General features: G+C 41.2%; 20 protein-coding genes and 1 pseudogene. 19 read left to right on the forward strand and 2 right to left on the reverse strand.

Features of this window, described 5'->3' with window-relative positions; all coding sequences use genetic code 11:
• The first annotated feature begins 3 nt into the window (after positions 1-3).
• Positions 4-2622, forward strand: a complete 2619-nt coding sequence (alaS, locus tag SNAG_RS03585) for an alanine--tRNA ligase (protein WP_096406618.1) — start codon at positions 4-6, stop codon at positions 2620-2622.
• 90 nt (positions 2623-2712) lie between these two features.
• Here alaS and SNAG_RS03590 read toward each other — a convergent pair whose 3' ends face one another.
• Positions 2713-4161, reverse strand: coding sequence for an alpha-amylase (locus SNAG_RS03590; protein ID WP_096406621.1), 1449 nt, complete (start codon positions 4159-4161; stop codon positions 2713-2715).
• Between the two features lie 269 nt (positions 4162-4430).
• Between SNAG_RS03590 and SNAG_RS03595 the strand changes: the two genes are divergently transcribed.
• From SNAG_RS03595 to SNAG_RS03680, 18 genes and pseudogenes are all read left to right on the forward strand, one after another.
• Entirely contained in the window at positions 4431-5594 is a 1164-nt protein-coding gene (locus SNAG_RS03595) for a class I SAM-dependent rRNA methyltransferase (RefSeq protein WP_172842384.1), read from the forward strand.
• Positions 5591-6268, forward strand: a complete 678-nt coding sequence (gene aroD / locus SNAG_RS03600) for a type I 3-dehydroquinate dehydratase (protein WP_096406624.1) — start codon at positions 5591-5593, stop codon at positions 6266-6268. Before SNAG_RS03595 ends, aroD begins: the two co-directional genes overlap by 4 nt.
• A complete protein-coding gene (locus SNAG_RS03605) occupies positions 6258-7112 on the forward strand; it encodes a shikimate dehydrogenase (protein ID WP_096406626.1) in 855 nt (284 codons plus the stop codon). The genes aroD and SNAG_RS03605 overlap by 11 nt, the downstream gene beginning before the upstream one ends.
• Before the next feature lie 18 nt (positions 7113-7130).
• Positions 7131-8198, forward strand: coding sequence for a 3-dehydroquinate synthase (gene aroB / locus SNAG_RS03610; RefSeq protein WP_096406629.1), 1068 nt, complete (start codon positions 7131-7133; stop codon positions 8196-8198).
• Between the two features lie 9 nt (positions 8199-8207).
• Positions 8208-9374, forward strand: coding sequence for a chorismate synthase (gene aroC / locus SNAG_RS03615; RefSeq protein ID WP_096406631.1), 1167 nt, complete (start codon positions 8208-8210; stop codon positions 9372-9374).
• Between the two features lie 9 nt (positions 9375-9383).
• On the forward strand, positions 9384-10487 hold the full coding sequence (locus SNAG_RS03620; RefSeq protein ID WP_096406634.1) for a prephenate dehydrogenase: 1104 nt from the start codon (positions 9384-9386) through the stop codon (positions 10485-10487).
• Positions 10488-10497: 10 nt separating this feature from the next.
• Positions 10498-10836, forward strand: coding sequence for a YlbF/YmcA family competence regulator (locus SNAG_RS03625; protein ID WP_096406636.1), 339 nt, complete (start codon positions 10498-10500; stop codon positions 10834-10836).
• Between the two features lie 345 nt (positions 10837-11181).
• A complete protein-coding gene (locus tag SNAG_RS03630) occupies positions 11182-11751 on the forward strand; it encodes a LemA family protein (protein WP_096406639.1) in 570 nt (189 codons plus the stop codon).
• Positions 11752-11769: 18 nt separating this feature from the next.
• Positions 11770-12912 (forward strand): TPM domain-containing protein, encoded by a 1143-nt coding sequence (locus SNAG_RS03635; RefSeq protein WP_096406641.1) that lies wholly within the window; start codon positions 11770-11772, stop codon positions 12910-12912.
• Between the two features lie 166 nt (positions 12913-13078).
• A complete protein-coding gene (gene aroA / locus SNAG_RS03640; RefSeq protein ID WP_096406644.1) occupies positions 13079-14362 on the forward strand; it encodes a 3-phosphoshikimate 1-carboxyvinyltransferase in 1284 nt (427 codons plus the stop codon).
• Entirely contained in the window at positions 14355-14831 is a 477-nt protein-coding gene (locus SNAG_RS03645) for a shikimate kinase (RefSeq protein ID WP_096406646.1), read from the forward strand. Before aroA ends, SNAG_RS03645 begins: the two co-directional genes overlap by 8 nt.
• On the forward strand, positions 14828-15676 hold the full coding sequence (gene pheA, locus SNAG_RS03650; protein WP_096406649.1) for a prephenate dehydratase: 849 nt from the start codon (positions 14828-14830) through the stop codon (positions 15674-15676). The genes SNAG_RS03645 and pheA overlap by 4 nt, the downstream gene beginning before the upstream one ends.
• Entirely contained in the window at positions 15673-16968 is a 1296-nt protein-coding gene (locus tag SNAG_RS03655) for an LCP family protein (protein WP_096406652.1), read from the forward strand. The genes pheA and SNAG_RS03655 overlap by 4 nt, the downstream gene beginning before the upstream one ends.
• Before the next feature lie 147 nt (positions 16969-17115).
• Positions 17116-17952: a LicD family protein gene (locus tag SNAG_RS03660; protein WP_096406655.1), complete on the forward strand. Its 837-nt coding sequence runs from the start codon at positions 17116-17118 to the stop codon at positions 17950-17952.
• Positions 17949-18917, forward strand: coding sequence for a glycosyltransferase family 2 protein (locus SNAG_RS03665; RefSeq protein ID WP_172842385.1), 969 nt, complete (start codon positions 17949-17951; stop codon positions 18915-18917). The genes SNAG_RS03660 and SNAG_RS03665 overlap by 4 nt, the downstream gene beginning before the upstream one ends.
• A gap of 8 nt (positions 18918-18925) precedes the next feature.
• On the forward strand, positions 18926-21079 hold the full coding sequence (locus SNAG_RS03670; protein ID WP_096406660.1) for a LicD family protein: 2154 nt from the start codon (positions 18926-18928) through the stop codon (positions 21077-21079).
• Positions 21080-21082: 3 nt separating this feature from the next.
• Complete coding sequence (locus SNAG_RS03675) at positions 21083-21799, forward strand: LicD family protein (protein ID WP_096406663.1); 717 nt, start codon at positions 21083-21085, stop codon at positions 21797-21799.
• Positions 21800-21988: 189 nt separating this feature from the next.
• Positions 21989-22309, forward strand: a pseudogene (locus SNAG_RS03680) (MBL fold metallo-hydrolase); the annotation flags it as partial.
• A 49-nt stretch (positions 22310-22358) separates the two neighbouring features.
• On the opposite strand, the gene SNAG_RS03685 reads toward SNAG_RS03680, so the two are convergent.
• Entirely contained in the window at positions 22359-23837 is a 1479-nt protein-coding gene (locus tag SNAG_RS03685) for an oligosaccharide flippase family protein (RefSeq protein ID WP_096406665.1), read from the reverse strand.
• Between the last annotated feature and the right edge of the window lie 120 nt (positions 23838-23957).

The raw sequence follows: 23957 nt of genomic DNA on the forward strand, positions 1-23957 counted from the left end.
ATTATGAAACAACTATCTAGTGCTCAAGTTCGCCAAATGTGGCTAGATTTCTGGGCAAGCAAAGGCCACTCTGTAGAACCATCAGTCAGCTTGGTTCCAGTAAACGACCCAACTCTTTTATGGATCAACTCAGGGGTTGCTACCCTTAAGAAATACTTTGACGGAACCATCATTCCTGAAAATCCACGTATTACCAATGCGCAAAAAGCTATCCGTACTAACGATATTGAAAACGTAGGGAAGACTGCGCGCCACCATACTATGTTTGAAATGTTGGGGAACTTCTCTATCGGGGATTACTTCCGTGACGAAGCCATCACTTGGGCTTATGAGCTCTTGACAAGTCCTGAATGGTTTGATTTCCCAGCTGAAAAACTCTACATGACCTACTATCCTGAAGATAAGGATTCTTACAACCGTTGGATTGAAGTAGGAGTAGACCCAAGTCACTTGATTCCAATTGAGGACAACTTCTGGGAAATTGGTGCGGGACCTTCTGGACCAGATACTGAAATCTTCTTTGACCGTGGAGAAGCCTTTGACCCAGAAAATATTGGCATTCGTCTTCTTGCAGAAGATATCGAAAACGATCGTTATATCGAAATCTGGAACATCGTCTTGTCACAATTTAACGCTGACCCTGCTGTTCCTCGTAGCGAGTACAAGGAATTGCCACACAAGAACATTGATACGGGCGCTGGTTTGGAGCGTTTGGTAGCTGTTATCCAAGGTGCTAAGACCAACTTTGAAACAGACCTCTTCATGCCAATCATCCGTGAAGTGGAGAAATTGTCAGGTAAGGTTTATGACCAAGATGGCGACAATATGAGTTTCAAGGTTATTGCAGACCACATCCGTTCGCTTTCATTTGCCATTGGGGATGGTGCCCTTCCAGGAAATGAAAGTCGTGGTTATGTCCTTCGTCGTCTTCTCCGTCGTGCTTCTATGCACGGTCAAAAATTGGGAATCAACGAGCCTTTCCTTTACAAACTCGTTCCAACTGTTGGAAAAATCATGGAAAGCTACTACCCAGAAGTGCTTGAAAAACGGGATTTTATTGAAAAAATTGTGAAGAGCGAAGAAGAGTCATTTGCCCGTACCCTTCACTCAGGTCAACACTTTGCCCAAGGCATCGTAGCAGACTTGAAAGAAAAAGGCCAAACAGTTATCGCTGGTTCAGATGTCTTTAAACTCTACGACACATACGGATTCCCAGTAGAGTTGACAGAAGAAATCGCTGAAGAAGCTGGGATGACTGTCGACCGTGAAGGTTTTGAAGCAGCCATGAAAGAACAGCAAGAGCGTGCGCGTGCGTCAGCTGTCAAAGGTGGCTCTATGGGCATGCAAAATGAAACCCTCCAAAACATTACAGTGGAAAGTGTCTTCAACTACAATGCTAGTCAATTGCCTTCTAAGTTGGTTGCTATCGTAGCTGAAAATGCTGAAGTAGAAGCTGTTTCTGAAGGAACTGCCTCTCTTATCTTTGCGGAAACACCATTCTACGCTGAAATGGGTGGACAAGTAGCTGACCACGGTCAAATCTTGGATGCTGTAGGAAACCTTGTGGCTACTGTGACAGATGTTCAAAAAGCACCAAATGGACAACCACTCCATACCGTTGAAGTTCTTGCACCGCTTGCTTTGAACCAAGACTACACTTTGGCAATTGATACCAATCGTCGTCATCGTGTTATGAAGAACCACACAGCGACTCACTTGCTCCATGCGGCTCTTCACAATATCCTTGGTCACCATGCGACTCAAGCAGGATCTCTTAATGAAGTAGAATTCCTTCGCTTTGACTTCACGCACTTCCAAGCCGTAACTCCTGAAGAGTTGCGTGCTATTGAGCAACAAGTCAATGAGAAAATTTGGGAAGCAATTGCTGTAGAAACTGTTGAAACAGATATTGACACTGCCAAGGAAATGGGAGCGATGGCCCTCTTTGGTGAGAAATACGGTAAGGAAGTTCGTGTTGTGACCATTGGTGACTATTCAGTCGAGCTTTGTGGTGGTACCCACGTTGGCAATACTTCAGAGATTGGCCTCTTCAAGATTGTCAAAGAAGAAGGGATCGGATCAGGAACTCGCCGTATCTTGGCAGTGACTGGTAAGGAAGCCTTTGAAGCTTATCGTGAACAAGAAGATGCTCTGAAAGCAGTCGCATCAACCTTGAAAGCACCTCAACTCAAGGAAGTGCCTCACAAGGTCGAAGGGCTTCAAGAGCAACTCCGTCAATTGCAAAAAGAAAATTCAGAATTGAAGGAAAAAGCCGCAGCCGCAGCCGCAGGTGATGTCTTCAAGGAAGTGAAGGAAGTCAACGGCCACCGTTACATTGCTAGTCAAGTTTCTGTATCAGATGCAGGTGCCCTTCGTACCTTTGCGGATAACTGGAAACAAAAAGACTACTCTGACGTGCTTGTCCTAGTTGCAGCTATCGGTGACAAGGTCAACCTTCTTGTAGCTAGCAAGACAAAAGACATCCACGCAGGTAACTTGGTTAAAGAATTGGCTCCAATCGTCGATGGACGTGGTGGTGGAAAACCAGACATGGCCATGGCAGGAGGAAGCAACCAAGCTAAGATTCAGGAATTGTTGGATGCAGTTGCAGATAAATTGTAAGAAAACATTTAGGATCTATCCATTTGGATAGGTCTTTTTGTGAATACAAAAAAGCCAAATCCGGTTGGACTTGGCTTGTAACTGATAGGTTTATTTTGTTGCCCAGACACTGACTGAACCCGCCGCTACTGGGAATTCTCCATAACCTTCAGCATTGATCGTAACTTGTGCTGGATGATTTTCAAGAAGATCAACAAAGGTTTGGCCAGCCCATTCTTGACCAACAAACATAGACTTGCTATTTTCTTGGTCGTTTGAGATAAGGACCGCGAGCGGTGTTTGGTTTTCAGCACCTGCACGAACCCACCCGATGCAGTTGGCATCGTCAAAGTAGTCTGTTTGCTCTCCATAGGCCAAGTCTTTTCGGATGGCTAGGAGACGGTCAAGAACTTCTCTGAAATCTTCTTGGGCATACTGCCCAGAAATTCCATAGTAGTCTCCATAAAAGACACATGGAAGGCCTTGCTCACGAAGAAGAATGAGCGCATAGGCTGCTGGCTTGAACCATTCTTGGACGGTTGATTCAAGTGCCTGTCCTCGTTGAGTATCATGGTTGTCAACGAAAGTGACAGCCTTGTCAGCCTTGACTTCAACCAAGCTATCAGTAAAGATAGTACGAAGGTCGTAGCTTGCTCCAGCCTGACTGGCTTCAAAGAAATTTTGGTGGAGATGCACATCGACAAGGTCAAAGCGCTCCTCAATTCTTTCAAGATAGTCCAGATTGGCTTCTTTGTCTGGATTCCAAAATTCACCAAAAACATAGAAATCTTCACCGTATTTTTCCTTCATATCACGGATAAAATTACCCATAAAGAAGGAGTCAATGTGTTTAACAGCATCCAAGCGGAAACCAGCAACTCCAGTCGTTTCCATGAACCAGTCAGCCCAGTCATAGATGTTTTGGATGACTTCAGGGTGCTTAAAGTCCAGGTCAGCGTACATGAGATAGTCGTAGTTGCCGTTTTCGTTATCGACCAATTCCTCGTTTGCCCAACCTTTATTGTCTCCTTGGATCAGGTAAATGCCAGACTTACGGCGCTTGGCATCATAGTCTGTACCTGTGAAATGGTACCAGTGCCATTCAAAGTCATTATAGGTTTTCTGACGTCCATCAAAAGTAAAGTGGGTCCATCCGTTGATAGTAAAGGGCTCACTTAGTTGAACTGTACGGTCTTCTGGATCGACTTCGATAACCTGAAAGGCTTCTAGTTTATCTGCTGCTGCCTTGTGATTAAGAACGATGTCAGCCATTGGTTGGATTCCGTGCTCCTTGAGAGTCTGAATCGTTTGGAGATAATCTTCCTTAAATCCATATTTAGTACGAACAGTCCCTTTTTGATGAAATTCGCCTAGGTCAAAAAGATCATAAACACCATAGCCTACATCTTTTTCGTTGGTTGCCTTGAAGGCAGGTGGCATCCAGACATGGCTGATACCAAGGTTTGCTAGGTGCTCTGCGTCATTTGTTAGTCGAGCCCAGTGCTGGCCGTCATGAGGCAGATACCATTCAAAGTATTGCATAAGTGTTTGATTTTGCATTGTTTTTCCTCTTGCTTATCAATGTTGTGTTTTATTCTACCATAAAGTTTAGAACTAGGCAAACGTTTGCGCAAGATTCTATACTCATTTCTAGAAATGTCTATTTTTTGAAATTCCCCATTATTTTTTCATTGGTCAGGAAAGAAGGATTAAAAAAAATGAATTGACTAAACTTTTTTTAACAAAAATGACACTTAGTAAACTAAAGTAAAAATGGACAAACGCTTTCTATTTTGAGAATTGTCACAAAATTTGCTATAATAGTAGCTATGAATAGAATTAGGGTCAGCAGACGTGTTGAAAAAAAGCTAGCTAAGGGTCTAGTTCTTTTGGAAGCGAGTGATTTAACAGATATTGAACTGACGGATCAGGAAGTCGAAGTTCTTAGTCAAGACGGGAAGTTTTTAGGGAGTGCCTATCTTTCTCAGCAGAACAAGGGCATTGGCTGGTTTGTCAGCAAGGAAAAGGTTGGTTTCAACCAATCCTTCTTTGAAATTCTGTTTCGTAAGGCCAAGGAAGCTAGAAAGCCTTATTATCAAGATGACTTGACTACTGCCTTTCGCCTTTTTAACCAAGAGGGAGATGGTTTTGGTGGTCTGACTGTTGATCTCTATGGAGATTATGCTGTCTTTTCTTGGTACAACTCCTTTGTTTACCAGATTCGTGAGCTGATCGTAAAGGCTTTTAAGGAAGTTTTTCCTGAGGTATTGGGGGCTTATGAAAAGATTCGCTTTAAAGGTCTAGACTACGAGTCTGCTCATGTCTATGGTGAGAAAGCGCCAGACTACTTTACTGTTCTTGAAAATGGTGTACTCTATCAGGTCTTTATGAATGATGGCTTGATGACAGGTATTTTTCTGGATCAGCACGATGTTCGTGGGAGTCTGGTAGACGGTCTAGCCAAGGGCAAATCCTTACTCAATATGTTTTCCTATACAGCTGCCTTTTCAGTTGCTGCAGCTATGGGAGGCGCGAGTGAGACGACTTCTGTTGACTTGGCAAAACGGTCTAGAGAGTTGTCAGAAGCTCATTTTCAGGCAAATGGACTCAGTACAGACAACCATCGTTTTATCGTCATGGATGTCTTTGAGTATTTCAGGTATGCCAAGCGAAAAGGCTTGACCTATGATGTGATTGTCCTGGATCCGCCCAGCTTTGCTCGCAATAAAAAACAAACTTTTTCTGTAGCTAAGGACTATCACAAGCTGATTTCCCAAAGTCTAGAGATTTTAAATCCGGGAGGCATTATCATTGCCAGTACCAATGCTGCCAATGTTTCCCATCAGAAATTTACAGAACAAATTGATAAAGGTTTTGCAGGAAGAAAATATCAGATCTTAAACCAATATGGTCTTCCAGCAGACTTTGCCTATAATAAAAAAGATGAAAGCAGTAATTACCTCAAGGTGATTAGTATGAAGGTTAGTAGATGAAATTAATCGTTTCAGTAATGCCAAGAAGTTTAGAAGAAGCCCAAGAACTGGATGCCACACGGTATGAAGATGCCGATATCATTGAGTGGCGTGCGGACTTTCTTACAAAGGAAGCCATTTTACAGGTAGCACCTGCAATCTTTGAGAAATTCGCAGGCCGCGAACTGGTCTTTACCCTTCGGACTCGCTCTGAGGGAGGAGAAATTGAACTGTCTTCTGAGGAGTATGTTCAAATCATCAAGGAAGTCACTCAACTCTATCAACCAGACTATGTGGATTTTGAGTACTTCAGCTACAAGGATGTATTTGAGGAAATGTTGGATTTTCCAAATCTTGTTTTGAGTTATCATAATTTCCAGGAGACACCTGAAAACATGATGGAGATCCTGTCTGAGTTGACTAGTCTTTCTCCAAAAGTGGTCAAGGTATCTGTCATGGCCCATACGGAGCAGGATGTTTTAGACCTGATGAACTACACACGAGGATTTAAAACACTCAATCCTGAGCAAGAATACGTGACCATTTCCATGGGGAAAATGGGCAAGGTATCACGCATTACTTCAGATGTGACGGGTTCGAGTTGGTCATTTGCTAGCCTGGATGAAGCGAGTGCCCCAGGTCAGATTTCTCTATCAAACATGAAAAAAATTAGGGAGATTTTGGATGAAGCTTGATGGCTACACACGTATGGCGGCTGTCGTTGCAAATCCCATTAAACACTCTATTTCACCCTTAATCCACAATAGGGCCTTTGAGGCGACTGCTACCAATGGTGTCTATGTGGCTTGGGAAATCGAAGCGGGGGACTTAGAGGAAACAGTCGCTAATATTCGCCGTTACCAGATGTTTGGGATTAATCTTTCTATGCCATACAAGGAGCAAGTGATTCCCTTTTTGGATGAATTGAGTGATGAAGCTCGTTTGATTGGGGCGGTTAACACCGTTGTCAATGATAATGGGAATTTAATTGGATATAATACAGATGGCAAGGGATTTTTTAAGAGCTTGCCTTCTTTTACAATTTCGGATAATAAAATGACCATTCTGGGAGCAGGTGGTGCGGCCAAATCCATTTTGGCACAAGCCATTTTGGATGGCGTCAGTCAGATTTCAGTCTTTGTTCGTTCAGTTTCCATGGAAAAAACAAGACCTTACCTAGACAAGTTACAGCAGCAAACAGGATTTAAAGTGGACTTGTATGCTTTAGAAGATCTTTCTGACCTGCAAGCAAAGATTGCCAAGTCGGACCTGCTCGTCAATGCGACTAGTGTGGGGATGGATGGCCAGTCGTCCCCAGTTCCAGAAAGCATCAATTTGCCAGAAACTCTCTTGGTCGCAGATATCATTTACCAACCCTTTGAAACACCATTTTTGAAATGGGCTAGAAGTCAGGGGAATCCCACCATAAATGGCCTTGGAATGTTGCTCTATCAAGCTGCTGAAGCTTTTCAACTGTGGACAGGTAAAGAAATGCCAACAGACGAGATTTGGCAGTCCTTGACAGAAAAATACCAATAATGAAAAGGAGAATCTACTATGAAAATCAGAATCGATATTCCGCATCATCCTTATGATATTCAGATTGAAAAAGGTTGTCTATCGCAAGCAGGTCAATGGTTGCGAGAACTCTGGCAACCTCAAAAAGTGCTTATCGTAACCGACAACCATGTAGCTTCTCTCTATGCAGAGAAGGTTAAACTCAGCCTAGAAGATGCTGGTTTTCAGGTAGTTGTTTTTGATTTCTTAGAAGGGGAAGAAAGAAAAAATTTAACCACTGTTCAGAAAGTCTATGAATTTCTGGTTAAGCAAGGTTTGACTCGTAGCGATGGGATTGTGGCCCTCGGTGGTGGTGTCGTTGGGGACTTGGCTGGCTTTGTGGCCTCTACCTATATGCGGGGGATTCACTTTGTTCAGATTCCGACTAGTTTGACAGCTCAGGTGGATTCTTCTATCGGTGGAAAGACAGGTGTCAATACTCCTTTTGCTAAAAATATGGTGGGAACTTTTGCTCAACCAGATGGGGTTCTGATTGACCCGCTGGTCCTTGAAACACTCGGGAAAAGAGAGCTGATTGAGGGGATGGGTGAGGTTATCAAGTATGGCTTGATTGAGGATTCAGAACTATGGGCTCTCTTAACGGAGCTGGATGGTTCTGTTGAGAGCATTCTGGAACATGCAGAGACTTTGATTGAACATTCTTGTCAGGTAAAGCGCAAGATGGTGGTTGAGGATGAGTTGGATAACGGTGTTCGCCTTTACCTCAATTTTGGCCACACCATTGGCCATGCCATTGAAGCAACGGCCGGTTATGGCAAAGTCATGCATGGTGAGGCCGTGGCCATGGGGATGGTGCAGATTTCCAAGGTTGCTGAGGAAAAAGGTCTTATGCCAGAAGGAATAACCCTGTCCATCAAAGAGATGTGCCAGAAATTTGGTTTGCCTGTTGACTATGAAAACTGGGATGTTGATAAACTTTATCAAGCTTTGACTCATGATAAGAAAGCGCGTGGGAACACCTTGAAATTGGTCTTGGTGCCAGAGCTTGGTTCGGCGAGCATTCACCCTGTTTCCTTAGAAGAGATGAAAGACTACTTGGTAAAATAAGGAGAACCTATGAGATATTTAACTGCGGGAGAATCACACGGACCCCGTCTGACAGCTATCATTGAAGGAATTCCTGCTGGACTTCCTTTGACAGCAGAGGACATCAATGAGGATTTGAAACGTCGTCAGGGCGGATACGGACGTGGTGGTCGTATGAAGATTGAGAGTGATCAGGTTGTCTTTACTTCGGGTGTTCGCCATGGGAAGACGACTGGGGCTCCTATTACTATGGATGTCGTCAATAAAGACCACCAAAAATGGCTGGACATCATGTCTGCTGAGGACATTGAAGACCGCCTTAAAAGCAAACGGAAAATCACTCATCCTCGACCAGGTCATGCCGATTTGGTTGGGGGTATCAAGTACCGTTTTGATGATTTGCGTAATTCCTTGGAGCGCTCATCCGCCCGTGAAACCACCATGCGGGTGGCAGTTGGAGCAGTAGCCAAACGTCTTTTAGCTGAGCTAGATATGGAGATTGCCAATCACGTTGTGGTCTTTGGTGGTAAGGAAATCGATGTTCCTGAAAATCTAACAGTTGCTGAGATTAAGCAAAGAGCTGCCCAGTCTGAAGTTTCTATTGTCAACCAAGAACGAGAACAAGAAATCAAGGACTATATTGACCAAATCAAACGTGACGGTGATACCATCGGTGGGGTTGTGGAGACAGTCGTCGGAGGTGTTCCAGTTGGCCTTGGTTCCTATGTCCAATGGGACAGAAAATTAGATGCGCGATTGGCCCAAGCAGTTGTCTCTATCAATGCCTTTAAAGGAGTGGAATTTGGTCTCGGCTTTGAAGCTGGTTACCGAAAAGGCAGCCAAGTCATGGATGAAATTCTCTGGTCTAAAGAAGACGGATATACTCGTCGTACCAATAATCTAGGTGGGTTTGAAGGTGGTATGACCAATGGGCAACCCATCGTTGTTCGAGGTGTTATGAAACCCATTCCCACTCTTTATAAACCACTTATGAGTGTGGATATCGAAACTCACGCACCTTACAAGGCAACCGTGGAGAGAAGTGATCCGACGGCTCTTCCAGCAGCAGGTGTTGTCATGGAGGCTGTTGTGGCAACAGTTCTGGCGCAGGAAATTCTTGAAAAATTTTCATCGGACAACCTAGAGGAATTAAAAGAAGCGGTAGCCAAACACCGTGAGTATACAAAGAACTATTAAGGAGTCTCTATGGCAAAAACCATCTATATCGCAGGTCTCGGTTTGATTGGTGCCTCGATGGCGCTTGGTATCAAGCGCGATCATCCCGATTACAAAATTCTAGGTTACAATCGCAGTCAGGCTTCGAGAGACATTGCCTTGGAGCGGGGGATAATTGACCGCGGAACGGATGATTTTGCCAGTTTTGCTCCTCTGGCAGATGTCATCATTCTGACCTTGCCGATCAAGCAGACCATTGCTTTTATTCAGGAGTTGGCAGGTTTGAACTTGAAAGAAGGCGTCATTATTTCAGATGCTGGCTCGACCAAGGCTGCCATTGTGGAAGTGGCGGAGGAATATTTGGCTGGCAAGCCTGTTCGCTTTGTCGGGGCCCATCCCATGGCTGGTAGCCACAAGACAGGGGCTGCCTCTGCGGATGTTAATCTCTTTGAAAATGCCTACTATATCTTTACTCCATCTAGTTTGACTAGTTCAGACACGCTTGAGGAAATGAAGGACCTACTTTCTGGTCTCCATGCTCGTTTCATTGAAATTGATGCCAAGGAGCACGATCGTGTAACTTCACAGATTAGCCATTTTCCCCATATCTTGGCATCAGGTCTCATGGAGCAAACAGCTGTTTATGCTCAAGAACATGAGATGACAAGGCGCTTTGCGGCGGGTGGTTTTCGAGATATGACCCGGATTGCAGAGAGTGAACCAGGTATGTGGACTTCCATTCTCTTGTCCAATCGCGAGACCATCCTAGAGCGGATTGAGGATTTCAAGAACCGCTTAGATGAGATTGGTCAGGCTATTAGCAAGGGGGAAGAAGAGCAGATTTGGAACTTTTTCAACCAAGCGCGTGAGCAACGTCAGGTCATGGAAATCCATAAACGTGGAGGCGTGGACAGTTCTTATGACCTCTATGTCGATGTTCCCGATGAAGAAGATGTTATCTTGCGGATTTTGGAATTGCTACGTGGGACTTCTTTGGTTAATATCCACATCAATGAGGAAAACCGTGAGGATGTTCACGGGATTCTCCAAATTTCCTTTAAAAATGCTCAGGATCTGGAACGAGCTGAGCGCTTAATTTCAGAAAATACGGACTACACAGTCGTCATCAAATAAGGAGAAAATCATGTCAAATATTTACGATAGTGCAAATGAACTTAGTCGTGGATTACGCGAATTACCAGAATACAAGGCTGTCAAAGCAGCTAAAGATGCCATCCAAGCTGATGAACAAGCAGGCAAGATTTTTGCAGATTACCTTGCCTTCCAGCAAGAAATCCAAGTCATGGCGCAAACTGGACAAATGCCAGATGCTTCTTTCCAAGAAAAGATGCAGTCTTTTAGCAAGCAAATCCAAGAGAACGCTCTTTTGTCAGATTTCTTTGCCAAACAGCAACAACTTTCGATTTACCTTTCTGATATTGAAAAAATTGTCTTTGAACCAATTTCAGAATTGCTAAAATAAGAAAATTATTTTGCTCATTATTTATAGGTATTTCTTTTAAGAGAATTTTTATTATTGGTAACTACTGTATCAGCTAGAGTTATTAGCATGGTCTGTTTAATAATGATTGTGGGTATGGATGTCTTTACTAATCAACAAAATACAAAACCAATTAAATAGGCTATTGAAAATCATAACTATAATACAAAACGAATTTGAAAGCTTCTAACTGTTATTTTCAACTTCAATTGATAAGTTAGGAATTTTTGATGAGATAATAAATACAAAAAAATTACGAAAAAGAATGAAATTTTTATTATCGATAAATCTTAGTTAAATGATGAACAATAGAAAATAGGAAATAATATGTCAAAAAAACTAATTGCTCTAATCGGAGTTCTTGTAGGAATTATCTTCATCAGTTTTATAGTGTTGACAAGTTCGTACAACAGTCTTGTAAGTAAAGATGAATCTGTGAAACAAGCAAACTCGAAGATTGAAGTGGCACTTCAACGTAGGGCTGACTTAATTCCAAATGTTGTAAATTCTGTAAAAGGGTACATGAAGCACGAAGAAGACATCTTTACAAAGATTGCAGATGCTCGTTCTAAGATTGGATCAGGAAATAAAGAAACAAAAAATGAAGGAGAGAGCGAATTAACGTCTGCTATTTCTCTATTGCTAGTTGTTCAAGAAAATTATCCTGAGTTAAAAGCCGATACACAAGTGTCTTCTCTAATATCAGAGCTTGAGGGAACTGAAAATCGTTTGTTTGTTACTCGTAAAGATTACAACGATACTGCAACAGAATATAAAAAGACCATTAGACGTTTTCCTACTAATATGATAGCTGGTTTGTTTGGTTTCCAAAGAGCTGAGTTAATTGAAGCAGAGAAAGATGCAAAGGTTGTCCCTAAAGTCAATTTAACTGATTAGTCTTGTGGGGTATCTCCTATGAAAAAGTTAATTTTACTCTTAATTACTCCTTTATTCTTTTTTATGCCTCTAGTGGCGGCTAATATAGCTGTTCCAGATCGTCCTTTAAATGGTATTTACGATCCTAACGGTTATTTAACCACTAGTGTTGCAGAAACGTTAGAGAGTATGAATGCTAGAAGTGAAACCCAAGTAGGTATTTACATTGTAGATACCCTGGATGATTCCAGTATCGAAGAGGTAGCCAATGAGGTTGCACGCAAATGGAAAATTGGGAAACAAGATTCCAACAGTGGAATTTTAATCGCTATTGCTATAAAGGATAGGAAGTTTCGTATTGAAACATCCAACGAAGCAGCAATTTGGCTTCCTGACTCGAAGGCTAGTTCTTTACTAAATGATTCGAAGCCTTACATGAAAGTAGGGAAATATACTGATGCTCTTAATAGAATTCTAGTAGGTATCTCTAAAGCCGAATCTGGGAAATCTGAAATCATAAACAAGAAAGAGAATAAGAATACTCAGCTTCCAAAAAGCTTAGAATACACAGCAATAATTATTGCATTCCTTAGGATATGCTTTAACTACATTCCGTTATTTATCTTGGTTTATGTACTTTTAGCAACTTGCTTCGATTACTTAAAAAGATGTCGCTTTTCTAAGTATGAGTACGAGGGAAAGGGGAAGCTGTATCCAGATTTTCCTAACTTTGTACCTAACGATACATGGACTGAAGAACGTAAAACGAACTATAAAAAAAATAAGCGTTTAATTAGGTCTCAGTATAACTACTCTGGATATAACAAACTATATCCAGACTCAAAAGGTTTTCTGCCTAATGATACTTGGACTACATTACTGATAGAAGCATACTACGCAGAAGTTGAAAGAAAGCAACTAGATAGGCTGAACCGCTCTCAATACTCTTATAATGGGAAGGGAAAACTCTATCCAAACGATAAAGATTTTGTGAAGAATGCTTCTTGGACTTCTGAGCTCAAAAAAAGCTACTATGCTTCACAAAGAGTACAGTCAAGTTCTTATGGTAGATTAGATTCTTCCACATCTGGATATGATACTGGTAGTTCTAGTTCATCTTGGTCTTCTGATGATTGGGATGGCGGAGGATTTGATGGTGGTGGCTCTTCAGATAGCTGGTAAATTGAAAATGAAAAAAATTGCTATTAAAGATCTTTAGGTTGAAATAAATCAAAAAGGTAAAAGTTTATTAAAAAATATTTTTAACTATCATAAAGTCAGAAATTTTTAAGAAGTTTCTGACTTTTTGTGATAAAATAAGAAAAGTATTGCAAGTATGAGGTCAACTATGAAACTAAAAACAAACATTCGCCACTTACATGGCAGTATCCGGGTTCCAGGTGACAAGTCTATCAGCCATCGTTCGATTATTTTTGGTAGTTTGGCTGAGGGAGAGACCAAGGTTTATGATATTCTGCGTGGAGAGGATGTGCTCTCAACCATGCAGGTCTTTCGTGACCTTGGTGTTGAAATTGAGGACAAAGATGGGGTTATTACCATTCAAGGTGTAGGCATGGATGGCTTAAAAGCGCCGCAGAACGCTTTGGATATGGGAAATTCTGGTACCTCGATTCGCCTGATTTCAGGTGTCCTTGCTGGTGCAGACTTCGAAGTAGAGATGTTTGGAGATGATAGTCTTTCCAAACGTCCTATGGATCGTGTGACGATTCCATTGAAAAAAATGGGGGTTAGCATTTCAGGGCAAACAGAGCGAGACCTGCCTCCCCTTCATTTAAAAGGGACGAAAAATTTAAGACCGATTCATTATGAGTTGCCAATCGCCTCTGCCCAAGTTAAGTCAGCCTTGATGTTTGCAGCCTTGCAGGCTCAGGGGGAGTCCGTTATTATCGAGAAAGAATGCACTCGTAACCACACCGAAGATATGCTACAGCAATTTGGTGGCCATTTAAGTGTGGATGGCAAGAAAATCACAGTCCAAGGACCACAAAAACTGACCGGACAAAAGGTTGTCGTGCCAGGAGATATTTCCAGTGCAGCCTTTTGGTTGGTCGCAGGTTTGATTGTTCCAAACTCTCGTGTGGTGCTGCAGAATGTGGGCATCAATGAAACGCGTACAGGTATTATTGATGTCATTCGCGCCATGGGTGGAAGATTGGAAATAACTGATATTGACCCAGTCGCTAAATCAGCAACCTTGAATGTCGAGTCTTCAGACCTGAAAGGAACGGAGATAGGTGGAGCCTTGATTCCACGTTTGATTGATGAATTACCTATTATTGCCCTTTTAGCGACACAAGCACAAGGTGTAACAGTCATTAAGGATGCTGAGGAACTCAAGGTCAAGGAAACAGACCGCATTCAGGTGGTGGCAGATGCCTTAAATAGCATGGGGGCGGCTATCACTCCTACAGCAGACGGGATGATTATCAAAGGGAAATCAAGACTTCATGGCGCTAGAGTCAATACGTTTGGTGACCATCGAATTGGAATGATGACAGCCATCGCAGCCCTCTTGGTTGCGGATGGAGAAGTGGAACTTGATCGTGCTGAAGCCATCAATACCAGCTATCCTAGCTTCTTTGATGATTTGGAGAGCTTGATTCATGGCTAAGGTATTACTCGGATTTATGGGGGCTGGCAAATCGACAATCGCTAGAGGATTGGACTCAGACTACATCGATATGGATGCCTTAATCGAGGAACGTTTGGGCATGTCCATTGCGGATTTCTTCGCTGAAAAAGGAGAAGATGCCTTTCGTCAGGTGGAGTCTGAAGTTTTAGCGGACTTACTAAAAACGGACCGAGTTGTGTCAACTGGTGGAGGAGTAGTCGTTTCTCAGAGAAATCGTGACTTGCTCAAACAAAATCCTGATAACATTTATCTGAAAGCAAATTTTGAAACCCTTTACCAACGGATCGCAGCTGATAAGGACAATCAACGGCCGCTTTTTCTAAATAATAGCAAGGAAGAACTGGCAGCTATTTTCCAAGAAAGACAAGCTTGGTATGAGGAAATAGCCAGTCAAGTTCTGGATGTGACCAAGTTAAGTCCAGAGGAAATTATAGAGGAACTGAGATGAAAATTGCCTATCTAGGTCCCAAGGGATCTTTTTCTCACCACGTTGTGAAGACTGCTTTTCCTAATGAGGAATTACAAGCCTTTGCCAATATCACAGATGTTATCAAGGCCTATGAACAAGGATTGGTGGACTATTCGGTGGTGCCAGTTGAAAACTCTATCGAAGGCAGTGTGCATGAAAGCTTGGACTATCTTTTTCATCAGGCGGACATTCAGGCTGTTGCAGAAATAGTACAACCCATTCATCAGCAACTGATGGCAGTTCCTGGTCATACTAAGATTGAAAAGATTTTTTCACACCCTCAAGCTTTGGCTCAAGGAAAAAAATTCATAGAGGAGCATTATCCAGAAGCCCAGCTTGAAGTGACGGCAAGCACAGCCTATGCAGCCCACTTTATCGCTGAACATCCAGACCAGCCTTTTGCAGCCATTGCCCCTAGAAACTCCGCTACTGAGTATGGTTTGGAATTGATAGCAGAAGATATCCAAGAAATGGAAGCCAACTTCACTCGTTTTTGGGTATTAGGGTCTGAGATTCCCACTATCCATATGCAATCACAAACTGAAAAAATGAGTTTGGCCTTAACCTTACCGGATAACCTTCCTGGTGCCCTTTACAAGGCTCTGTCAACCTTCGCTTGGCGAGGGATTGATTTAACCAAGATAGAAAGTCGTCCTCTCAAAACGGTACTAGGTGAATACTTTTTCATCATAGATGTGGATTATAGTGCCAAAGAGCTGGTTCATTTTGCCAGACAAGAACTAGAAACAATTGGGATCCAGTACAAGATACTGGGAACCTACCCTATTTTCACTATTAGGGATTTAGGAAAGGAGAGCCTATGAGCAAAGAAAGCCCGTTAAGTCATCATGAGCAGTTACGTTATGACTATCTCTTTAAGAATTTTCACTACCTCAATGATCGGGAGCGAAAGGAGTTTGATTACCTGCAGCAAAAGATGACAGGACCCAAGCAAGAAGTTCACCATTTCCAACAAGAAGAAAAAGAAGAATCTTGGGGTAGAGACATTAATCTTCCGACTTATGGAAATAGAAGTCGGGCTAAGAAACGTGAAAAGGTAGCTCCTCTACCTAAAGTCAAAAAGAAAAAGAGAAGAATTCGCTTCAAACGAATACTGACTTGGTTCTTGCTGTTGATTACATGTGTGGCTGCAGGGATGATTTTCATGTTTCTTCGAGGATTCCAGTCGGCAGCCAATCCAAGCAATAAGCCAGCTGATGCCAAGGCAGCCCAAGTAGAAGTCTTTAACGGTCAGGATACCAAAGATGGTGTGAATATCCTAATCATGGGGACAGATGGCCGTATTGGTCAAAATAGTGCGGAGACCCGTACAGACACAATCATGGTGCTAAATGTCAGTGGTTCGGATAAGAAGATTAAGCTCGTCAGCTTTATGCGTGACAACTTGGTTTATATCGACGGGTATAGTAAGATTGTAAATGGCCAGAAACAAACGGATAACAAACTCAATGTTGCCTACGAACTTGGGGAACAAGAAGGGCAAAAAGGAGCGGAAATGGTCCGCAAGGTTCTAAAAGATAATTTTGACTTGGATATCAAGTACTACGCCCTAGTTGACTTTCAGGCTTTTGCAACAGCTATTGACACACTTTTCCCTGAAGGAGTGACTATCGATGCTCAATTTTCAACTCTGAACGGTCAACCTCTGACAGAAGCCACAGTCGGAGATGATCTTCATGCAACAGAAACAGAGTCTCCAACCCAAACCATCAAAGTTGGAAAACAGCAGATGAATGGTTCTACCTTGCTGAACTATGCTCGCTTCCGTGATGATGATGAAGGAGACTACGGACGCACAAAACGTCAGCAACAAGTCATGTCAGCCGTTCTTGAGCAGATCAAAGATCCAACCAAACTCTTTACAGGATCTGAGGCACTTGGAAAAGTCTTTGCGATGACTTCGACCAATCTACCGTATAGCTTCTTGTTGACCAATGGTTTATCTGTCATAGAAGGCGCTCAGAATGGTATCGAAAGATTAACTATTCCCGAACTTGGTGACTGGGTAGATGACTACGATGTTTATGGAGGGCAGGCTCTCCTTGTCGACCAAAAAAAATACAAGACAAAACTCGCCCAAATGGGAATGAGATAGAAAACTCTTATAAAGAAAATCAAAGTTTAAATCACTAGCAAAAAAGTGGTTTAGGCTTTGATTTTTCTTACTCTCTGATGGATTTTTAAGGCTTTTTTATGGTATAATAAAATGATATAACTCGTTTTTGAAAAGAAGAGGAGAGATATGAGTGATTTGAAAGCGATTCAGGCTCGTAGTCTGGAAATGGCTGAATATTTCGTCGCATTTTGTAAAGAACATGACTTGTTGTGCTATCTCTGTGGTGGAGGGGCTATTGGTGCTCTTCGCAACAAGGGCTTCATTCCTTGGGATGATGACCTAGACTTTTTCATGCCTCGCAAGGACTATGAAAAATTAGTTGAACTATGGCCTCGTTATGCAGATGAGCGTTATTTTTTGTCAAAGAGTCACAAGGATTTTGTAGACCGTAACCTTTTTATTACCATTCGTGATAAGGAAACAACTTGTATCAAGCCTTATCAAAAGGATTTGGATTTGCCACACGGTTTAGCTTTGGATGTTTTGCCTTTAGATTATTATCCTAAAAATCCAGCTGAACGAAAGAAACAAGTCCGCTGGGCCTTGATTTATTCCCTTTTCTGTGCCCAAACTGTCCCAGAAAAGCATGGTGCAGTCATGAAATGGGGAAGTCGCATCTTACTTGGTTTGACACCAAAATCTCTACGTTATCGCATTTGGAAAAAAGCTGAGAAAGAAATGACCAAGTACACTTTATCAGAGAGTGATGGAATCACAGAATTATGCTCAGGACCTGGCTACATGAGAAACAAGTACCCAATCGCAGCCTTTGAAGATAATCTCTTCTTGCCATTTGAAGGAACTGAGATGCCTATCCCAGTCGGCTATGATGCCTATCTCAGCACTGCTTTTGGGGATTATATGACACCACCACCAGCAGACAAGCAAGTACCGCATCATGATGCCATTATAGCAGACATGGACAAGAGTTACACAGAGTACAAGGGAGAATACGGAGCATGATGGGAGAAAAAATAAGCGTTATCGTTCCAGTCTACAATGTAGAAGCCTATCTGGAGAAGTGTGTCGAATCCATTTTAAAACAGACCTATACCAACTTGGAAATTCTTCTTGTCAATGACGGCTCAACGGATACTAGTGGAGAACTGTGTGACCAATTAGCTCAAAGAGATCAACGGATTCGTGTCATTCACAAGGAAAACGGTGGCTTGTCTGACGCTCGAAATAGAGGGATTGAAGAGGCAAGTTCTGATTTGATTGGTTTTATCGATAGTGATGACTACATTGACGAAGATATGTATGAGACCCTTTACCGTCAAATGCTAGAAACCAATGCTGATCTTTCTATGTGTGGACATTATGATGTCTACCACCAAATTCCAGAAAAGCAAGTTGCAGCGATTCAGACTTGGGAATTAACTCCCCAAGAAGCCATTAAAATGGTTATGGAAGCTAAAATCCTCTCGGTCACAGCTGTCAACAAACTTTATAAAAAAGAACTCTTTGAACACCTACGATTTGAAATTGGCAAAATAGCAGAAGATGCCTTCATCATGATTGCCTTGATTCATCACTGTCGCAAGGTTGTCGCAACAAATGAGAAGAAATACTACTATGTTCACCGTGAAAATAGTATCACGACTCAAAAATTCTCCTTGAAATTCTTAAACGTTATTGAGGCTTATGAGCAAAACGCCGATATTATCAGAGAGAATTATCCTGAACTGGCAGATGTTGCAACCATGCGTTTAAACTGGGCTTACTTCTATGTATTGGATAGGCTCTTGGTTGATGCAGATTTCAAGGATAGGGTCTTAGAAGACCGTTTGATTGCCTATCTAAAGAAAAACACAAAGAACATTCTTTTAGATAGTCGTTTTACAAGAGCAAGAAAAGTGAGCTTTTTAGCTTTGTGCCTGAGTCGAAAATTGTATACGAAAATCTTGCTTGCACAAACTAAGCGTTAGGAGAAACAATGATTTCATTTATTGAAAAAAACTATTTTAAAATCAATCTGCTGTTTTTATCAGTTATATCTTTTTACTGTATGGCAGGCTTGATTGTCCCACTTCAGTCGATTTCGGCCAATAAATTTGTCACTCTTGGCATGACCCTCATGGGCGTTTTGTTGGGACTTTATAATTTCTTTATCAAAAAAGCCTATCTGACTGTCAGAAAAATTGAGTATTTGATTCTCTTTTTTATAATGAATATCCTGACCGCGGTCTTAGTTGTAAAGTATGGATTTTCAACAAACATAAAGAACTTAGTCGTCTTTTTCATCTATTTCTTTGCACTCTATCCAGTCTTTCAGTCTTTCACAGTGAAAAAAGCGCGTGTTCTATTTGATGTCTTCTTTTCAGTCATCACTGTCGCAAATACCCTAGGTGTTCTTGTCTCAATTTGGCAATTCTTCATGTTGCAAGGTTACCGCGTATTTGATTACAAGGGCTTATTGATCCGCCAAGGATTTGTAGAATCTCGTCTATTTGGGATCTTAGCTAGTCCCAACTATCTCTCTATTATTTCTTTGATGGTGATTATTTATTTGTGGATGCGCTTATCACTCTACAATACAGTCCTTAAAACTCTGGCTATCTCATCCATTCTGCTAAATTTTGCTTATATTGTATTGTCAGGTTCAAGGACAACCTATATCTGTTTGGTAGTCGTTGCTTTCTTTTATGCTTTAATGACGGCTAACTGGACTAAAAAAACTAAGTCACTTCTTACTGTTCTAGTGACAGTAGGATTGGTATTTGTCGGCTATAATGGTATCAAATATAGTAGCGATATTTACTTGAAAGCTCACTCAGCTCAAATCCAAAAAAACCAAGAAAATGGACAAAATGGGGACAACAATCTTTCCCTTGAGAGAACAGACACCAGCGAAGAAAATATCTCTAATAACCGTTTTGCTATTTGGCAGTCAACAGCTTCCTTTATTCCTAAACGTCCCTTATTTGGATATTCAGGTGGAAACTGGTATGAGTTAGGTAAAGAGTATGATGCTTCAGCCTATATCATCAAGCAACATTATCTTACTCACAACGGCTACCTTGAGTTGTTATTCTATGATGGTCTGACAGGTTTTATCCCGCTAGCTATCTTTATGCTTGCCTTCATCATTTCAAGTCTCAAGAAATATAAGAAAGACCTTCAAGAGGGTCGCCACAATCATGAATTGATCACCATTCTGTTAATGACTGTTGTTATTCTCATTTCTAACTTGTTCTTGAGTTCAACCTTCTATGGAATTTCACTACAGGGTTGTATCTTGTTTGTGATTTCAGGTTACTATTTCTCTGTTCTCTATAAAAAAAGAGATGGCTACAGAAAGCTAGATGAAGCAGAGATCAAAGAAGTTGAACTAGGTGTCATGGATTACATCCACAATCTCTGTCAAAAAGAGAACATCAACTATTCACTGGCTTATGGAACCTTGCTGGGAGCAGTAAGACACAAGGGCTACATTCCTTGGGATGACGATATTGATATCTCCTTGAAACGCGATGAATACGATAAATTGTATCAAGCAATTTTGCAAGACAATGACCCAGTCTACAAAGTGGTTTCTTGGGAAAATGACGCTCGGTACCCTTACCCATTTTACCGAGTTTATGATGCGCGAACAGTCTATGATAACAACTATATCGAAAATGATATCGATTTAGGAATTTGTGTGGATGTTTTCCCATTTGACTATTATGCTGATGTTAACAAAGACATGGTAAAACTAGATACTTACCGTCGTTTATCAGTCTATACTCTTTATGGCATCCATAATAAGAATGCAAAACTCAAGAATATCGTCCGATATCTACTTGTCCTTGTATTTCGTCTGACTCGTGTCAAAACTTGGAATCGAAAGATGAACATCCTATCTATGCAAGAAAAAGATGGAGACTTCATTGACTACCTCATGGAGAACAAAAGAGTTTCTACCAAGTTTGACAAGTCCTTCTTGGATACAACGATTGACAGTCCATTTGAAGATAGAGTTTACAAAATTCCTGCGGCCTATCAGCAAATCCTTTCTGCCATCTACGGAGATGACTTTATGGAAATTCCGCCTCTAGAAAAACGAGTGAAGCACGATGACTTCCTGGCATACATAAAGGAGGGATAGAAGGTGTTACAATGGTTAAAAAGAAGTTTAGCCAGCCTCTTAGGAGATAAGAAAGATCTGGTTAAAAACCTACCTATTATCAAGAGTTTAAATAAAAAAGCCAATATCGACTTGGATTCAAAGAGAAGCAATTTGCTCAAAGAAAACTTTGAAGATATTCTAAAGGCAATCTATCAATCTGAACTAAAATCCTACGATATCTGGTTAGATTTTGGAACTTTACTTGGATTCTACAGAGAAAATGATTTGATTACGCATGATTTAGATATGGACTTTGGGATTATTATCCCAGACTACGAAGCCTTTTTAAAGGATGAGAAAGTTCTTTTGGAGAAAGGCTTTGTTAGAACTAAAGAGTTCTATTACAATGATAAACTTGTAGAATTATCCTATAGTTACAAGGGCCTCAATGTGGATTTTATTGTCTATGATAAAAAGGAAGGTACCATCTCCTCAGATACTATTTTCTACATGACAAATGCCTTGGGAAATCCTACAAGATATGAAGTCTACCACTATGAATTGCCTTTTACAGCACTAAGTGAATGCAGTTTTAAAGAAATTCTAGTAAAAGTTCCAGAAAATACAAGAGAATACATTAGTTACTTGTATGGGGAGGATTTTGAAATTCCTAACACTCATTACAACTGGAAAGAAAATCCAATTTACAAACAAAGAGATGCTAACTTGGCTAAGGTCCTTTTAGGAAAATCTCTTTAGTAATATAGAAAAGAGGGGATAGTGAAGTTCTTCCTTGTTAACTCTAGTCCCTATTCTAGTGTGACAATCAGGCTTCTCCTTCCCTCTTTTTGTTTTATTATGACGGAAAGAAGCTAGAAAAGTTGCTACCAGGATGAATATCCCATCCTAGCTTCCGCTATCAAAGAAAGAAGTGGTTTATATGAAAAAGAAAGTGGAACCATGTTGGTCGGTCTTCATACGGTGAATGCTCAGACCTACTATTTTGGTCCGAACGGAGCTATGCAAACAGGTTGGAAACAGCTTGATGGCAATTGGTACTATTTCCAAGCTGATGGTTCTTTGTTAAAGAACGCAACAACACCTGATGGCTACAAGGTAAACGAAGAAGGTATCTGGAAACAGGCTGTTGCTGTTGTAAATAGCGAGGCAGTCAAGCCAGAACAGAAACAAGAAGCAAATTCTAATCTTGTTGAACATGAAAAACAAGATTCAAATCTAGAAGCCAATGCTTCTGATAAGCAAGAGTAAAGAAGAAAACACCCTGCTGATAGACATTATCTATCAGTAGGGTGTTCTTTTAATTTCTTTTAAGCTTAGCAAGTACTAAGTCTAGAGCATAGTGGAGTGTTTTATCTTTGGCGATAAAGAGGGTCAAGAGGTAATAAATACCACAAGCTGCAACAGTCGAGAGAACCATGAGAATCATGTTGAAGTTGACTGTATAAGAGTTGACTTGGAAAAGGAATTTAAACACAAAATAAATTGGGATGAAACCAAGGGATACAATAGTATAGCGTGTTAGAGTAGCAAAGATTTCTTTCAAATCAATCAGTTGGTGTTTCTGGATAAAGCGAATTTCCAAGAGAACGACGATAGTCTCCGCAAGAATGGTCGTAGCGATATAGTACTCTGGTGCGAAAATATTATTGAAATACAAGAGGCAGTTGAAGAGGATATTGGCTCCGCCACCAAGGAAGTAAAAGGCAGTCAAGCGATTTTCGTGGTCATTGATAAAGATAATTTGTTTACCAAGGATCAACTCGATGGCCCAGATGATGGTACGAAAGGCAAAGACACTTGTCACAATACCTGCTTCGAGGTATTTTTCAGAAGAGTAGATAACTGCCGCGTAGTTCCCTAATACCATAATCCCAATGCTGGTTGGAACGATGAGGAAGTAAAAGAGGGCAGCCCCTTGATTCAGAAGACTTTTATAAGAGGTGTAATCTTTCTTACCGAGATAGTAGCCGAGACGTGGGATACTCACATTGAGAGCCCCACTTAAGACACTGGCTATCAGCATGACAATACTGGAAGCAATAGTGTAGTAAGAAATGTAGTTTTCATCGGGTCCCTTGGTGATAAACATTCTATCAAGCAAGGTATAGAGCATGTTGGCGTTCGCTAAGAGAAGCATAGTCAAGAGCGGTTTAGATGCTTTGATTAATTCCACAAGACCAATTTTGACAAAGGAAACTTCTCTCTTGATCCAAAGAAAACTGAGCAGGTAGTTGAGGATGGTGGTTGCACTCATGACGATGGCATAAGGAACGATATCATCTGCAGTTTTAACAAAGGTAAAGATAGCAACCAGCATGGCAATCCGAATAATCAATGTCTTGTAGAGGATGAAGGCATAGTTTTCATAAGCCTCGTTCATCCATTCGATATTGAGGAATTGGAAGAGTGCCTGAGCTCCTAGGATATAGTAAAGGACTTTCAGGTTCACAATGCTGGTATCAAAGAAGATAAAGAGGAAGTAGATACCAGTCGTCAGTAGAGAAGTGAAAACCGAAATATAAAACAACTTAGAAAAGACATAGTTGATTTTATTCTTGTCGTCCTTAACCTTACTGATAGCACGAATCCCGTAGTTGTATATTCCAAAGGCTGCTAGTGGAATGACAAAGCTGGCCCAGGTATTGGCGGTATTGAAGTAACCGTAGTTGGATTTGCTGAGAATCCGCGTCAGATAAGGATTGGTTATCAGAGGAAAAACGATATTGAGAATATTGACCAGCAAGCTGGCCAAGGCATTTACTTTTATATTTTTCATTGAACTTTCTTTCTTAAATCTAAAATCATATCTAGTATTATATCACATTCTCGCTTCATTCTTTTGATAAAATCGTAAAAATCTAGTATAATAGATAGACTGAAAGTATGAGGTTACTAG

Origin of the sequence: Streptococcus sp. NPS 308 (genome assembly GCF_002355895.1) — a bacterium.
Classification (GTDB): domain Bacteria; phylum Bacillota; class Bacilli; order Lactobacillales; family Streptococcaceae; genus Streptococcus.

Excerpts from the sequence above, each read along its gene's own strand:
- alaS (WP_096406618.1), top strand. The coding sequence starts at position 4 with ATGAAACAACTATCTAGTGCTCAAGTTCGCCAAATGTGGCTAGATTTC.
- SNAG_RS03590 (WP_096406621.1), bottom strand. The coding sequence starts at position 4,161 with ATGCAAAATCAAACACTTATGCAATACTTTGAATGGTATCTGCCTCAT.
- SNAG_RS03595 (WP_172842384.1), top strand. The coding sequence starts at position 4,431 with ATGAATAGAATTAGGGTCAGCAGACGTGTTGAAAAAAAGCTAGCTAAG.
- aroD (WP_096406624.1), top strand. The coding sequence starts at position 5,591 with ATGAAATTAATCGTTTCAGTAATGCCAAGAAGTTTAGAAGAAGCCCAA.
- SNAG_RS03605 (WP_096406626.1), top strand. The coding sequence starts at position 6,258 with ATGAAGCTTGATGGCTACACACGTATGGCGGCTGTCGTTGCAAATCCC.
- aroB (WP_096406629.1), top strand. The coding sequence starts at position 7,131 with ATGAAAATCAGAATCGATATTCCGCATCATCCTTATGATATTCAGATT.
- aroC (WP_096406631.1), top strand. The coding sequence starts at position 8,208 with ATGAGATATTTAACTGCGGGAGAATCACACGGACCCCGTCTGACAGCT.
- SNAG_RS03620 (WP_096406634.1), top strand. The coding sequence starts at position 9,384 with ATGGCAAAAACCATCTATATCGCAGGTCTCGGTTTGATTGGTGCCTCG.
- SNAG_RS03625 (WP_096406636.1), top strand. The coding sequence starts at position 10,498 with ATGTCAAATATTTACGATAGTGCAAATGAACTTAGTCGTGGATTACGC.
- SNAG_RS03630 (WP_096406639.1), top strand. The coding sequence starts at position 11,182 with ATGTCAAAAAAACTAATTGCTCTAATCGGAGTTCTTGTAGGAATTATC.
- SNAG_RS03635 (WP_096406641.1), top strand. The coding sequence starts at position 11,770 with ATGAAAAAGTTAATTTTACTCTTAATTACTCCTTTATTCTTTTTTATG.
- aroA (WP_096406644.1), top strand. The coding sequence starts at position 13,079 with ATGAAACTAAAAACAAACATTCGCCACTTACATGGCAGTATCCGGGTT.
- SNAG_RS03645 (WP_096406646.1), top strand. The coding sequence starts at position 14,355 with ATGGCTAAGGTATTACTCGGATTTATGGGGGCTGGCAAATCGACAATC.
- pheA (WP_096406649.1), top strand. The coding sequence starts at position 14,828 with ATGAAAATTGCCTATCTAGGTCCCAAGGGATCTTTTTCTCACCACGTT.
- SNAG_RS03655 (WP_096406652.1), top strand. The coding sequence starts at position 15,673 with ATGAGCAAAGAAAGCCCGTTAAGTCATCATGAGCAGTTACGTTATGAC.
- SNAG_RS03660 (WP_096406655.1), top strand. The coding sequence starts at position 17,116 with ATGAGTGATTTGAAAGCGATTCAGGCTCGTAGTCTGGAAATGGCTGAA.
- SNAG_RS03665 (WP_172842385.1), top strand. The coding sequence starts at position 17,949 with ATGATGGGAGAAAAAATAAGCGTTATCGTTCCAGTCTACAATGTAGAA.
- SNAG_RS03670 (WP_096406660.1), top strand. The coding sequence starts at position 18,926 with ATGATTTCATTTATTGAAAAAAACTATTTTAAAATCAATCTGCTGTTT.
- SNAG_RS03685 (WP_096406665.1), bottom strand. The coding sequence starts at position 23,837 with ATGAAAAATATAAAAGTAAATGCCTTGGCCAGCTTGCTGGTCAATATT.